Source organism: Allomuricauda sp. d1 (assembly GCF_039592695.1).
Classification (GTDB): domain Bacteria; phylum Bacteroidota; class Bacteroidia; order Flavobacteriales; family Flavobacteriaceae; genus Flagellimonas_A.
Map to the genome: position 1 here is coordinate 401,065 of NZ_JBBUTK010000002.1, position 14,792 is coordinate 415,856.

The 14,792-nt window shown below is 43.4% G+C and carries 12 protein-coding genes and 1 tRNA gene; 5 read left to right on the forward strand and 8 right to left on the reverse strand.

Annotated elements, in window-relative coordinates:
- Nucleotides 1-136 precede the first annotated feature (136 nt).
- Both AAAH86_RS08895 and AAAH86_RS08900 read right to left on the reverse strand, forming a co-directional pair.
- On the reverse strand, nt 137-1,462 hold the full coding sequence (locus AAAH86_RS08895; RefSeq protein WP_343487222.1) for an HTTM domain-containing protein: 1,326 nt from the start codon (nt 1,460-1,462) through the stop codon (nt 137-139).
- A complete protein-coding gene (locus AAAH86_RS08900) occupies nt 1,452-2,405 on the reverse strand; it encodes a bifunctional riboflavin kinase/FAD synthetase (protein WP_343487223.1) in 954 nt (317 codons plus the stop codon). The genes AAAH86_RS08895 and AAAH86_RS08900 overlap by 11 nt, the downstream gene beginning before the upstream one ends.
- 51 nt (nt 2,406-2,456) lie before the next feature.
- Between AAAH86_RS08900 and AAAH86_RS08905 the strand changes: the two genes are divergently transcribed.
- The gene (locus AAAH86_RS08905) at nt 2,457-6,215 is read left to right on the forward strand and encodes a reprolysin-like metallopeptidase (RefSeq protein ID WP_343487224.1); all 3,759 of its coding nucleotides are present in this window, start codon (nt 2,457-2,459) and stop codon (nt 6,213-6,215) included.
- A complete protein-coding gene (locus AAAH86_RS08910) occupies nt 6,212-6,901 on the forward strand; it encodes a hypothetical protein (RefSeq protein ID WP_343487225.1) in 690 nt (229 codons plus the stop codon). The genes AAAH86_RS08905 and AAAH86_RS08910 overlap by 4 nt, the downstream gene beginning before the upstream one ends.
- Nucleotides 6,902-6,910: 9 nt before the next feature.
- Here AAAH86_RS08910 and pth read toward each other — a convergent pair whose 3' ends face one another.
- The 3 genes from pth to AAAH86_RS08925 form a co-directional block, all read right to left on the reverse strand.
- Entirely contained in the window at nt 6,911-7,540 is a 630-nt protein-coding gene (gene pth, locus AAAH86_RS08915; protein WP_343487226.1) for an aminoacyl-tRNA hydrolase, read from the reverse strand.
- Nucleotides 7,541-7,618: 78 nt separating this feature from the next.
- Entirely contained in the window at nt 7,619-8,293 is a 675-nt protein-coding gene (locus AAAH86_RS08920) for a 50S ribosomal protein L25/general stress protein Ctc (RefSeq protein ID WP_343487227.1), read from the reverse strand.
- Between the two features lie 62 nt (nt 8,294-8,355).
- On the reverse strand, nt 8,356-9,297 hold the full coding sequence (locus AAAH86_RS08925; protein ID WP_343487228.1) for a ribose-phosphate pyrophosphokinase: 942 nt from the start codon (nt 9,295-9,297) through the stop codon (nt 8,356-8,358).
- A 143-nt stretch (nt 9,298-9,440) separates the two neighbouring features.
- Here AAAH86_RS08925 and AAAH86_RS08930 point away from each other — a divergent pair.
- Nucleotides 9,441-9,524 (forward strand) — tRNA-Leu (locus AAAH86_RS08930).
- A 107-nt stretch (nt 9,525-9,631) separates the two neighbouring features.
- Nucleotides 9,632-9,856 (forward strand): hypothetical protein, encoded by a 225-nt coding sequence (locus AAAH86_RS08935; protein ID WP_343487229.1) that lies wholly within the window; start codon nt 9,632-9,634, stop codon nt 9,854-9,856.
- Here AAAH86_RS08935 and AAAH86_RS08940 read toward each other — a convergent pair.
- The 3 genes from AAAH86_RS08940 to AAAH86_RS08950 form a co-directional block, all read right to left on the reverse strand.
- Nucleotides 9,853-10,758 carry a universal stress protein gene (locus AAAH86_RS08940; RefSeq protein ID WP_343487230.1) on the reverse strand — a complete coding sequence of 302 codons (906 nt, stop codon included), beginning with the start codon at nt 10,756-10,758 and terminating at the stop codon, nt 9,853-9,855. The genes AAAH86_RS08935 and AAAH86_RS08940 overlap by 4 nt on opposite strands.
- Before the next feature lie 87 nt (nt 10,759-10,845).
- Entirely contained in the window at nt 10,846-11,535 is a 690-nt protein-coding gene (locus AAAH86_RS08945) for a Crp/Fnr family transcriptional regulator (protein ID WP_343487231.1), read from the reverse strand.
- A gap of 71 nt (nt 11,536-11,606) precedes the next feature.
- Nucleotides 11,607-12,287: a Crp/Fnr family transcriptional regulator gene (locus tag AAAH86_RS08950; protein ID WP_343487232.1), complete on the reverse strand. Its 681-nt coding sequence runs from the start codon at nt 12,285-12,287 to the stop codon at nt 11,607-11,609.
- A 100-nt stretch (nt 12,288-12,387) separates the two neighbouring features.
- On the opposite strand from AAAH86_RS08950, the gene AAAH86_RS08955 reads away from it, so the two are divergent.
- Entirely contained in the window at nt 12,388-14,772 is a 2,385-nt protein-coding gene (locus AAAH86_RS08955) for a heavy metal translocating P-type ATPase metal-binding domain-containing protein (RefSeq protein WP_343487233.1), read from the forward strand.
- The last annotated feature ends 20 nt before the right edge of the window (nt 14,773-14,792 follow it).

Sequence of the window (14,792 nt, forward strand, 5' to 3'; positions counted from 1 at the left end):
CAAATTTAGGGGTAATTGTTAGATGTTGGATGTTTGATGCTCGATGTTTTTCTGTTGGACACAAATTGCACGAATGATTACGAATACTTTTTGAACTTGTATTTGATATTTGAGTTTGTATTTGCAACTTGAACCTTCAATCTTCCCCACGGGAAGGTGAGGGCAATATCCATTTGTTGTGTGAAAAATGCTTCCACGGCACGCTGCCCAAATCGACTTTCGGATCAATGAACTGGTGGTATTTGCTCTGATTGATTTTTACCCGATTGGTCACGTACACAGCAACATCTTCACCTTTTTCTGCGAACTCTTTTTTGATGCGTTGGGCAAATTGCCATGTAAAATCAGGATAACAGGCCACTTTTCGTCGCTGTTTTTTGGTCAAATAATCATCGAGCTCAATGCGTGTAATTTTACCGGTCTCTTTATTGACCGCACGCATCGAAAGGCTGCCCGAGCGGCTGCGCAGCATCATGCGCCAACTGAGCCGGTGGCCCTCCTCCGTCCAGAGCACATCGTCTTCAAAGGTATGGTGGCGCAATGGCAACAATAGTTGCACTATGAAGTAAACGGACATAAAAGCCACAATCTGATTTCGGTTTTTGGGGATGGTGATCGCAGTCGGCACCTGTACTTTCTTTTTGGGCAAAAAGAGATTCCTGATGGTCTGAGGTTCAAAAAAGAACACACAGAATGCGAGGGACAAATAAGGAAAAATACCTATCCGAAATACATAGCTGTTGAACAAATGAAAAAATATGGAAAGTACAAAGGCTATCTTTCGGGTGGGTTTCCAAAGTAGTGCGGGTATGACCAACAAATCGAACAAAATACCAAAGACCGCAATGATTTTGTGCACCCATTTTTCTTGCAAGAGCTCACCAATCAAGGGATAGTCTTTTTTGCTGCGCATCAAGATTTCGATAATGCTGAAATCGAGCCAGTCACCGTACAGTTTTGCTACGGAAGCATAGGTATACACAATGAACAACTGTACAATAATCGTCCATCGCACATAATTGTACATGGCGTCGGTTCGTATGGATGGATTCAGTTTGGCATCCAAAGAAAAATTTCTATGGGCGGGCAACAGTGCCATGATGAATGCCAGCAACATCAATAAATAGTAGTGGTTGTTGTAGGATGTTTTCTGCATGAGGTACACCCCTGACCACATCACGGCAAAGGTGAATGCTGCAAAACGATACCGGTATCCAACGGTGATCAAGATGCCCATTACGCCCATGAGGGCAAAATAGAAATACATGCCATTACCCGGTAAGGGCTGTAACCATTCAAAACCGATGAACGAGAACGTGAATTTTGGCTCGATAAAGGTTCTGCGAACCCAGCCCGTGCCAATGGCTCCAAAACTTTCCGCACATACGAGCAAACCATAGAGAACCCTGAAAACGATGAGTTGGGCGTTATCGATTTTCTTGAAAAGAAATTTATTGAGCACCTTGTCTTTTGATTAAGTTCAGAGAAACGTTTTTGTCTTTTTGAAGCTGCTTCTTCAAATCTTCCAACGAATTGAATTTTTGTTCGTCGCGAAGACGTTGTAAAATGTCTATCTGCATTTTTTGACCGTAAAGATTTTGGTCGACATCAAAAAAATGGATTTCAATCCGTGTTCTTTCACCGCCATCATTCACAGTTTCTACTGTAGGATTAAGGCCGATGTTCATCATGCCAAAAAAATACTTCTCTGCTATTTTGCTTTTCACCAGATATACCCCTTTTTTTGGAATCAGCTTGTAGGTCTCTTGAATGGCCAAGTTGGCCGTTGCAAAGCCCAGTTCACGCCCAAGGCCTTTGCCCTTTTCGACGGTTCCGGTAAGCATGTACTCATACCCCAAATAGTCATTGGCGGTAGCCACATCACCATCATGAAGCGCTTTGCGAATCTTTGTCGAGCTGACAGATACGTCATCAATTTCTTGAACGGGTATTTCTTCTACCTTAAAATCAAACGTGTTTCCGAACGACACCAGATCATTGATATTGGCTGTTCTGTTTCTGCCAAAACGATGGTCATAACCAATGATGACTTTTTTGGCACTGAGTCCGTTGACAAGAATATCTCTCACGAAATCCACCGCTGAAAGTCTCGAGAATTCTTTGGTAAAGTGGTGTACGATCAAGTAATCAAGTCCAGTTTTCTCAAGAATCTGCACTTTTTCATCCAAAGTGTTCAACAACTTAATATCGGCATCTTTTTGCAGTACCATTCTGGGGTGGGGGAAGAAAGTGAGCACCATCGATTTCAATCCTGAGCTTTTGGCACTGTTTATGAGGCGGTTCAAGAGTTGAAAGTGCCCAATGTGAACCCCGTCAAATGTGCCGATGGTAACGGCAGTTTGGTGCGCTTTGTCGAATTTAGAAATGCCTTGGAGTGTTTCCACGAAGCGAAATGATAAAAAGGCTTATTTTAGTTTTTTTTATGCCCCTTTTGAATGAAAGCTAAGTTACATCTTGTTTTTACAATTACCATATTTTTGGTCGGCATTTGTGGCCATGCCCAAACGGGTTATTGGAAGCCGCTGCCCACCAAAGCCCAAACCAACGCAAATGCACGTATAGCTTCCACCGACCAAAATGTCGGTTATTTTGTTTTTGAGGAGACGGTATTTGCCAAAGACATTCAGCGTATCACAAGAGATGTATCTGCGACAGTTTTTTTTCCTGATAAGAATGGGCGACTAAAAGGTTTTTCCGTCAAAGAAACCCCAGTGTTCCATCCTGAGCTTTCGAAGAAATATCCCCAGATAAAATCCTTTACGGGATGGAGTGCAGATAAAAAGACCAAGATTCGGTTCAGTACCTCACATGTGGGCATTCAGGCAATGACCATTGATTTAGAGAATGGCCAGATGGGCTTTGTTCAAAAAACAGACCAAGGAATATATAAGGTCTACGACAAAAAAGATGGCCTTACTGCTAAAGATGGGTTTGTGTGCAGGACCCTGGCAATGGGACTTAAAAAAACCAATATCTCAAAAGCATTGGTCGATGACCAAGTCCTCAGAAGATTTCGCATTGCGGTCTCTACCACAGGGGAATATACAACCTATCACGGGGGTACGGTAGCTGATGCACTCGCTGCCATCAATGCGACCTTGACAAGGGTAAACGAGGTTTTTGAGACTGATTTGGGCGTAACCTTAGAGCTGATTGCCAACAACGACGAAGTCATTTTTACCGATTCGACCTCGGATCCCTATAACGGCAATCTAAATGCCCAAGTACAAAGTACATTGACGACCACCATCGGCGAGGCCAATTACGATGTGGGGCACCTTTTTCACCGTGACAATGACAACGGCAATGCAGGTTTTATTGGTTCTGTTTGTGTCGATGGCAGAAAGGGCAGTGCTTTTTCATCGGCGTTGACCCCTGAAGGCGATAATTTTGACCTTGATTTTGTATCCCATGAACTGGGACACCAATTCGGGGCGAACCATACCTGGTCTTTTGAATCTGAAGGCACCGGTGTACAGGCTGAGCCTGCAAGTGGCACGACCATCATGGGGTATGCGGGCATCGTTGAAGGTAACAATGTGGCCCCCAATGGTGATGATTATTTTCACTATTACAGCATTCTACAAATCACCGATTACCTTCAGACGGTGACTTGCGCCGAAACGGCGGCACTGACAAACAACCCTCCTTCAATCACCCCTATCAGTGATTTTGTGATTCCGAAAGGCACTGCATTTGTGTTGACGGCAACGGCAACCGACCCTGATGTGGGCGATGTGCTGACCTATGCTTGGGAACAAGTGGATAACGGTGTCGTCACCACCAGTACTTTTGGCCCTGAAAATCCAAGTGGGGCAAACTTTAGATCATTGCCACCAACAACAGATCGCAATCGCTATTTTCCGAGACTTTCAGAAGTGGTACAGGGCAATCTGACACAGACACAGCCTGCGACCAATTCAGCTTGGGAAACTGTATCCAATATTCAACGGGAACTCAATTTTGTCTTGACCGTGCGGGATAATGCAGCTGGTGGAGGTCAAGTGGTGACAGATTTGGTCAAAATCGATGTTGAAGATGCTGCAGGACCTTTTGCAGTGACCTCACAGACATCCAACGAAACATATCAAGCGGGAAGCACACAACAGGTAACATGGGATGTGGCCAATACCAATTTGGCCCCTATCAATGCAGAAACGGTCGATATTTTCCTTTCTTTAGATGGGGGTACAACGTTTCCATTGTTTCTTGCTGAAGATTTGCCCAATACCGGCAGTGCCGATGTGTTGCTTCCGGGCAATGCGACCACAGAGGCACGTTTTATGGTCAAGGCCAGTAATAATGTCTTTTTTGCGGTCAATAGCACAGACTTTACCATTGAAGAGACCGAGGTTGTCCTTGATTTTCCGGGACTGGATTTTGAAGCTTGCCAACCATCGGATGTAGACATTTCATTTACGTACAAGACCTATGGAGGGTTTTCAGAAGAATCTACCTTCAGTGCCGATGCCCCTCCTGGGCTAACGGTGACATTTTCTCCCACAACAGCTACAGCTGATGATACGCCTGTTCTCATATCAATTACTGATACAGGTGCAGTGGCTGAAGGAAGTTACCCATTGACCATTACTGCCACTTCGGCCACCGTGACCCAAGAGGTGGTTTTGAACCTAAGCTTATATGATACGACTTTTGATGCTGTGACATTGACCAGCCCGACTGACGGAGAGTTGAATACAGCTGTCAATCCACTTTTTGAATGGCAAGCTGAAGTTTCGGCAACTGCTTACGATTTGGAAATAGCTACGGATGATGCCTTTACTGCCATTGTGGAAACAGCCACAGTGGCAACCAACAGGTATAAATCAACCAGCTTGGAACCCCAGACCAATTATTTCTGGAGGGTAAGACCAAAAAATAACTGTGGGGAGGGAGTATTCAGTACCGCACTTGATTTTACAACCATTCAAATAGACTGCAAAAATCTTTCTGCTGTAGGATTGCCTGCTGAAATTTCACCCCAGGGTACCCCAGAAGTCACCTCAACGATTACTTTTTTGGAAGACCTCGTAGTCGCCGACGTGAATGTTGGTGTCAGTTTAACCCATTCATTTGTGGAAGATTTGATTATCTCACTCACCTCTCCTTCGGGTACCACCGTGGTCTTGACTTCAAAAAATTGCGGTTCACAAAACAATATCGATGCGATTTTTGACGATGATGGTACTGTTTTGGTATGTGGAGGAACTCCTGCCATCAGCGGTACCGTACAACCTGTAGGTGTTCTGGAAGCCTTCAACGGAGAATCGTTGCTGGGCGACTGGGTATTGACAGTTCAAGATACCGCACCATCAGATGGCGGGGCATTGGCCGATTTTTCATTGGAGGTCTGTGCAGAAGGTGCTTTCAGGCCAGATGATGATGAAGATGGTGTATTTGATGATGGCGATGACCTTTGTTTGGGTACTCCAAAAGGGGTTGCTGTTGACACCAATGGATGTGCACTCAATGACTTTGCGGTAGACAATTTTCTGATCACCGTGAGCAGTGAGACTTGTCGAAACAACAATAATGGCCAAATTGAAATCACCGCAAGTGATGAAAGTATTGATTACACGGCAACACTTTCTGGGGATGGAGTGAATGAAACGGTTGATTTCACAGACACTGGTGCATTTCAAAACCTTGCTTCTGGGCAGTACTCATTATGCATTACAGGAACTGATGGAACCATAAACTTTAGAGAACGATGTTTCGAGATCAATATTGAAGAACCCGAAGTTCTTACCGTTTCAACGACGTTGGTGGCCGATCAGAAAAAATTGATTTTCAATTTGAACGGCGGTAATCTTTACAACATTGAAATCAATGGTCTGTTGACCCAAACGACTGCCTCTGAAATTATGCTTGACCTGAAAGAAGGCCAAAACAATTTGAAAGTATCCACCAATTTACCGTGCCAGGGCACTTACGAAGAAGAGATTTTGCTATTCGGTGAGCCTGTGCTATATCCCAATCCTGTAAGTACAACAACGAACATCTATTTTGCCGATGATGCTGAAAGGGTCAATATTGCAATTTACAGTGTGAACGGTCGGCTGATCCGAACAGAGAAGGTTTCAAAAAATGGGAACGTTTTGTCAATGGATTTTGGAGGATTGCCCCCCGGAGTCTATTATATCAGGGCATCAAGCGCCAATCAAAGCAAAGTATTGAAAATGCTGAAACAATGAAAAAGATAGCGGGCATCATAATGGGTTTTGTTTTTCTTGTTGGATGTGGTGGAGGTGACGATGGGCCACCACCGCAACCGGAAGCCCCTGCATTGGTCTTTCCATTACAGAACTCAGAATGCACCACAGGACAGGATGTGAGCGAAACCCAGACCCAAGTTACCTTTGAATGGCAAGCTTCCGCCAATACGGATAGCTACACGCTGAGTGTGGTCAATTTGAATACCAATGTGAGTCTACAGCCCATTACCACCCAGAATACCATGGCTAGTGTTTCCATAGACAAGGGCACCCCGTTTTCATGGACGGTGACCTCAAGAAACCAAGCTTCTGGATTGACCGCTGTAAGTGATAGCTGGCTATTTTATAACGAGGGGGCACAGACCAATTATGCTCCTTTTCCGGCACAGATCATGGCTCCGCAACCAGGGTCGACCATAAACGCCAACGCAATGGGCCAAACTACCTTAAAGTGGAATGGTACAGATGTAGAAGATGACATTGCATCTTATGAAGTGTATTTTTCAGAGCAGAATTCGCCTGAAGTATTGGCGACCACTGATGCCAATACCACAGAAACGACGGTCAACATCAGTTCTGGCACCACCTATTATTGGAAGATTGTGACCATTGATGCCCAAGGCAATGAGTCAGACTCAGGAGTATTCGACTTTAAGGTGCTGTAAATGAGTTCATCAGGTATTGTTGAACTCGTTCATGGTGTTCTTGACCCCTGCAAAAATGAAGGAACGTACCAAATCGGTTGATTTTTTCAACCGTTCAGAAAGGGCTTTGAGTTCTTCTTCATTCCATTTTCCAAGTACATAATCCACCTGTTTACCCTTGCCGAAATCTGCACCGACACCAAATCGGAATCGGTTGTATCTGGTGGTCTGTAAGGTATTTTGAACATCTTTTAGCCCATTGTGTCCGCCATCACTTCCTTTGGTCTTTAGACGTAGTGTTCCGAAGGGTAAATTGATATCATCGGTGATGATGAGAATGTTTTCAAGAGGAATGTTTTCTTTTTCCATCCAGAAACGAACTGCTTTTCCACTTAAGTTCATATAGGTCGAGGGTTTTAGGCAAAGCACCGACCTACCCTTATATTTGAACGTAGCCACATCACCAAGTTTGACAGTTTCAAATGTCAGGTTTTCTTCGTTGGCAAGCGCATCCAAAATTTTAAAACCAATATTGTGGCGGGTCTCTGCATAGTCTTGCCCAATATTGCCCAGACCGACAATCAAGAACTTTTTCATGGTATCAGTTTCTTCAAGAAGGGATTTTTTGGAAGTGAACAGGGAGTGAATCCATCGAAACATGGTCAAACTTTCCACTAAAAATACAAAAGCATCCCTAAAATCATTTTAGGGATGCTTTCACAGTAATGTGTGTTTTGCTTATTCTGCTTTTTCTTCTGCGGGGGCTTCTGCAGCTGGGGCTTCGCCACCAGCTTCAGCACCTTCACCACCTTCGACAGCTTCGCCTTCAACACCTTCTTCTTCCTCATCTTCCTCGACCACAATGGCGGCACGTTGTGTTTTCACTTGAACTACCACGGTTGAGTCAGGATGTAGAATGGTAAAATCGTCATTCAGCAACGATTCCACAGAAATATTATCACCGATTTTCAATTTAGAAATGTCAACATTGAAGAAATCGGGCAAATCTTTGGGCAACGCCCTGATTTCCAATTTTCTTTTTCTGAACAATAATCTTCCACCATTTCGTACCCCAGGAGAATTTCCTTCCAACCTTACAGGTATTTTCATGGTCACAGGTTTGTCATCGAACAGTTGATAAAAGTCGATGTGCAAGATGTTGTCAGTAACGGGGTGAAACTGAATATCCTGTAGAACAGCATCATATTTTTCACCGTTTTCCACTTCAATCACAACTGTGTGTGCATTGGGGGTGTAGACCAAATCTTTGAATGCGATTTCATCTGCTGAAAAGTGCAATGGTGTTTCCCCTCCGTACAGCACGCAAGGGACCTTTCCAGCATTACGTAGGGCCTTGGTCGATGACTTGCCCACGCTTTCTCTTTGGGATCCTTTGATTGTAATTGACTTCATTTTGAAATTATAGATTATTAATAATTGATTACTGTCTTAAACACTTTGATGGTACATAATGCTTACATCAAAAATTTTGAGGCAATTGAGGTGTTGTGGTGCACACGGTGCATGACATCGGCGAAAAGGCCGGCACAACTCAATACCTTGATTTTATCGCTCTTATTGGTCGGGGGAATCGAATCGGTAATGATCAATTCCTCCAACTTTGATTTTTCAATTTTTTCATACGCATCACCAGACAGAAGCCCATGTGTGGTAATGGCGCGAACGCTTTTGGCGCCGCGCTCCATCATCAAATCAGCTGCCCTGGTCAATGTGCCCGCAGTATCTACCATATCATCAACAAGCACCACATTTTTACCTTTGACCTCACCTATCAGCTCCATTTTCTCTATGACATTGGCTTTGGCCCTTTGTTTGTAACAGATGACAACATCACTTTCCAGCGCCTTTGAGTAGGCGTAGGCTCTTTTTGAGCCGCCCATGTCAGGTGAGGCAATGCAAAGATTGTCTAGGTTCAATTTTTTGAGATGTGGCAAAAACAATGTCGATGCAAACAAATGATCCACGGGCTTCTCAAAAAACCCTTGAATTTGGTCAGCGTGCAAATCCATAGTGATGATACGGGTAGCACCAGCTGTTTCCAACATTTTGGCAATCAATTTTGCCGCTATGGGTACCCGGGGCTTATCTTTTCGGTCTTGCCTTGCCCAACCAAAGTAGGGCATCACCGCGGTGATATGTCTTGCCGATGCGCGTTTTGCCGCATCGAGCATCAATAGCATCTCCATTAAATTCTCAGAACTTGGGTGTGTGGAACCGATTATAAAAATTCGGGCCCCGCGTATTGATTCTTCAAAAGAAGGCTGAAATTCGCCATCACTGTATCTCGAAAAAATGACATTGCCCAGTTCAGCGCCATATTTCTTGGCGATTTTCTTTCCCAATGCTGTACTCTGTGTACAGGCAAAAATCTTGGGTTCTGGAACTTGATAGGGCATTATAATCTCTTGTCGGTTAGTGTTTTGACCTGCTTCTTTTTAAAGAGGTGCAAATTTAAAAATTTAATCGGGTTGCAAAAGTATAAATATGGGTTATTTTGGTTTTGGGATTAAAATTATTTTTTAGCTTTGCAGTCCCATTTGCCGAAGTGGCGGAACTGGTAGACGCGCTGGATTCAAAATCCAGTGGTAGCAATACCGTGTGGGTTCGATTCCCACCTTCGGTACAGAAGCCTCGAACAACTGTTCGAGGCTTTTATGTTTCTGTTAAGCTCTTGCCAAATACGATTTTTGTTTATTGATTATTCGTAATTTTTAGACAAAAACAAAGTGTATGAAAATTTCTGCAATGGATATGGTAGGATTGACCACCTTGGTCCTGGTCGTTGTGACTGTGCTTGCCAGTATCAACTTTTCGTTTGGATGGGTTTTTTACCTCACCGTATTCGGGCAAATCATGGTCGGTGTAATGGTCTATAAAGTGTTGACTGACAATTATAAAACCTCAAAGACCTTTGAAGATTTTTACGAAGACAAATCCTATAAACAGGATGATTAGTTCGAAGCTACCTCTTTTTGACTTTTCCCTGATTTTTCAGGTTTGAATTCCATACCAAGCTCAGGAATGACCAATAAAGGAATTTGTGTATGGAACGCCGTTCGTTTCACTATGGGCTCTCTGGTCATTTTTTCCATATAGCTATGCTGATAATTGAGCATCGCCAATAAATGGATGTCAAGTTCGCCGGAAAAAATTTCCAAGGTTTTTGATACAGAGTGCAGCTCAGAGACGGTATGCACGAAGTGTTCGACCCCGGCCAAATATTTTCTGAGCATGTTCAGATTGAACTGTTGCAATTCGTTCAAGGGTTTTATTTGATACTGAACATGTACGATACGGATAACAGCATCAAATGTCTGGGCCATTTCTATCAACGGTGCCAATTCTGACGCGGTATAAAATCGATTGAAATCAGTGGCAAAGGCAATTTCATTCGGTGCAACGTAATCAAAGTGCTGCGGAATCGCCAGTACAGGACATTTTCTGACGTTCTTGATGATCCGAACCGTATTGCTTCCCATGAATACTTCCTCCATGCCCGAAGCTCCTTTTGTTCCGGTAATGACGATGTCAATACCATAGGTATCAATGACATCCAACACTTCATCTACCAACAAATTGAATGATGAGATGGTCTCAAATTGGTGGAGTGTATTCTTATATTTTGCTTGAATTTTTTTGGCTGTATTTTCAAGTCCTTGTTCAGAATTGGTCCTAAGGGCATCTTCAATTCGAACCCCGTCGATCATGGGTGCCATAAAACGACTGCTGGGGATCACCGGGGTGTAGGTGTTCAGCAAATAAAAGATGCATCTCTGATTTTGAAAAAGTTGCGTGGCGTATTCAATGGCATTCCATGCATTTGGTGAAAAATCCGTGGGAATCAATACTCGCTTCATCCTTACATTATTAAAAATAGATAAAGCGAAGTTAGTGCGACCCCATCGGGCAGTTTATGATATTTATCAGCTTTTGGTGTAAAATGCTCAGTAACCCTCGACCAAGTCTTTCAACTTTCGTTCATCGGCAATTCCGATTTTTTTGCCCGAAGTGTTGATATACCCTTTTTTCTTGAATTCAGAAATGATCCGGATGGCCGACTCAGTTGCCGTGCCTACCACATTGGCCATATCTTCGCGCGACAGGGTGAGGTTTAAGAATCCATCAGCATTTTCCCCAAAATTGTTCTTTAGGTACAGAAATGCCTCTGCCATACGCTGTTTCACGGTCTTTTGAGACATGTTGACAATGACGTCATCGGCTTCCTTCAAGTCATGGGCCATGTGACGGAGAACTTCGAGCGTAAAATTGGGATTTTTATGCAAAGTGTTCACAATACTGTCTTTGGGAATAAAACAGACCTCCATATCACTGACCGCCACCGCTGAAAGATTCGTGGATTCTTCTGCAATCACTGAACGTTGCCCCATAACCTCGCCCTTGGAGGCCAATTTCACGATTTGATCCTTACCGTTCGCGCTGAGTTTCGATAATTTTGAAACCCCGTTGCGGACGCAGAAAACCCCGTTCAATTTTTCACCCTCTTCAAAGAGTGGCTGCCCTTTTTTGATTTTTTTGGTGGTCTTTGAATCAGAAACTTTCTTCAATTCTTCTTTGTTCATTGCACGCAACGAGTTGAATTGCCGCACAATGCAATTTTCACATCTACTATCCATAATTTTTTGATTACCTGACATCTAAAATTACAGTTTCTGTATTTAAAAAAACCTAAAATTTTTTAGGTTGCTCAGATTGATTTCTGAAGCCCTTCTTTTGAAAGGATAAATATCTCACTTCTTTCTACCTTGATGAACCCAGCGTTACGAAATCTCGCCAACAAGTTGATGATGTATTCTTGTGAAGTGCCCAAGACTGCCGCCATATCTTCACGCTTCAGCCGTATTCGCATTTTTCCGTTTGTATGCTGGCCAAATTTATCTGTCAAGTACAAAAGTAATCTTGCCAATCGTTGTTTAATGCCCTTGTGCACGCAGAAAATAATCCGCGTGTGTTCATTGGTATTGGCATCTTCAACAAATGCACTCAAAAGATCGTTGCAAAAGTCTGCATTTGTCCTCAAGTTTTCAAGTACTTCGTTTTTGTCGAAACAACAAAGTTTGGTATCGGTCAGGGCAGTTGCCGACACCTTTGCCCCATTGTTCGTGACCATGGCACGCTTGCCCATGAGCTCTCCTTTTCCCAAAAAACGTAGAATATGTTCTTGACCCGAATGGTCAAGCTTACTGAACTTGCAGGCTCCCTCTCTGATACAATATAGTTTGTTGAGATGTTGGTTCTCTTTAAAAAGAACGGAACCTTTGGGCAAGAACAGGGTCTCTGAAGCATTCAGCATTTTTTGTCGTGCCGCTTCAGACAATGATTTGAAGTCATTTAACTGCTTGACCCTTATGGTGTCGCATTTTTTCATATAACAAAGGTAACAGCGGGCATTTTCTTAAAAACTGACATTTATCATATTTTGCCCGGTCGCCATATCGCATCTTTGGCCCAGGTATTAGCAAATCTGTATGGTCATTTCAAAATGTTATCATTGTGGTGATGATTGCGATAAAACCAAAGTAGTTTTTGATGAAAAAGAGTTTTGTTGCAATGGCTGTAAGACCGTCTATGAAATCTTTACCACCAATGACCTTTCATATTACTACGATTTAGAGGGCAGGGCAGGGGCTTCGCCAAATGAGGTCATAGGAAAGTATGATTTTCTGGAAAACCAAGCCATCGTAGAAAAGCTTTTGGAATTCAATGAAGATGGTGTTCAGGTCATCAATCTCCATATTCCGCACATTCATTGTAGCTCGTGCATTTGGGTGTTGGAGAATTTGAACCGACTGCATCCACATATCAAAAGCTCACAGGTTGACTTTCCAAAGAAAAAAGTGCGTATCACATACTCCAGCGAGAATCTTACTTTGATGGAATTGGCCATCTTATTGTCTCGAATCGGATACGAGCCCAACATTTCATTGGATGATTATGACAAAAAAACCAAAAAAGTTGATCGTAGCCTGATTTACAAATTGGGGGTCGCCGGTTTTGCTTTCGGCAATGTGATGCTACTCTCTTTTCCTGAATATTTTGAGGTCGAAGAGTTTTGGCTCGACCAATATAAGGTGGTGTTTCGCTGGTTGATGTTCGCTTTTTCGCTGCCCGTTGTCTTTTATGCAGCCCAAGATTACTTCGTCTCTGCCTTCAAGGGCTTGCGCTCAAGGTTGCTGAACATTGATGTGCCCATAGCTTTGGGCATTTTGACGCTGTTCTTGAGAAGCACAGCCGACATTGCCTTTGATTTGGGCTCAGGTTTCTTCGACAGCTTGACGGGCTTGGTATTCTTTTTATTGGTGGGCAGGTTCTTTCAGCAAAAGACCTATGCTTTTCTCTCGTTTGAGCGTGATTATAAGTCGTATTTCCCTATCGCGGTGACCAGATTGAAAAAAGACCATACCGAAGAAAAGACACAGATCTACGAAATCAGACCGGGCGACAGATTACTGATTAGAAACCAAGAAATACTGCCCACCGATTGTATTTTGATTTCAGGTAGTGCGCAGATAGACTATAGTTTTGTGACCGGCGAGTCACAACCCGTTTTCAAGCATTCGGGCGATAAGTTGTTTGCGGGCGGAAAACAGCAGGGCGGCCTTCTTGAAGTTGAGGTGTTGAAATCGGTATCGCAAAGTTATCTCACCCAACTGTGGAGCAATGCCGTATTTTCAAAGAACGAGGCCACACATTTTCAGACCATCACCGATAGTATCGGCAAACGGTTCACCGTTGCAGTACTGACCATCGCCATTTTGGCGACCTCATTCTGGTTGTTTTATGACCCGAGCAAGGCCATGAATGTCTTTACGGCAGTATTGATCATTGCCTGCCCCTGTGCCATTGCACTGGCCGCACCCTTCACTTTGGGCAATCTTCTGCGAATCTTTGGGAAGCATAAATTTTATGTAAAAGACTCCAATGCGATTGAGCGGTTGGCCCAAATAGAGATGGTCATATTTGACAAGACCGGTACACTGACCTCATCAGCCGAAAATACGATTGTTTATGAAGGGATGGAGCTAACCAATGCTGAAGCATCCTTATTGAAAAATACACTTAGGGCTTCCAATCACCCCTTGAGCCGCTCTTTGTATGAGATTTTGCAGAGCAATGAAATTTACACCTTGGATGAGTTTGATGAACAAACCGGAAAGGGCATCCATGGAAAAATGAAGGAACACTCCATCAAAGCGGGATCGGCCAACTATGTTGGGGAAATCAAAACCCAAAAGACGTTGGAAACATCGGTTCATATAAGTGCGGATGAAAATTACAAAGGTCGGTTTGTGTTCAAGAACAAATACCGCCCAGGTCTTAATAAGTTATTTGAAAAACTTGGTAAAAAGTATGCCACGGCCATTTTATCAGGTGACAATGAAGGCGAAAAAGAAACGCTCGAACGTATGCTGCCCTTTGGTACCCCCATGTTTTTCAACCAAAAGCCAGAAGATAAACTGGGTTTTGTAAAAACACTTCAAGAAAAACGAAAAGTCTTGATGGTCGGTGACGGATTGAACGATGCAGGGGCTTTGGCCCAAAGTGATGTGGGCTTAGCAGTTTCAGAGAACATCAATGTTTTTTCACCGGCCTGTGATGCCATTTTGGATGCTTCACGATTAAAGGGATTGGATAGATTGCTCAAAATGTCAAGGCAATCCATCGGCATCATCAAAATGAGTTTTTTGCTGTCGTTGTGCTACAATCTGGTAGGACTGTACTTTGCCGTAACCGGGCAGCTGCAACCAGTGATTGCAGCGATATTGATGCCTTTGAGTTCTATAAGCATTGTGGTTTTCACAACGGTCGCCACGAATATTTTGGGCAGAAGATTAAAAAAGATAAAAAGCTGATATATGTCATTTTTCTGGCA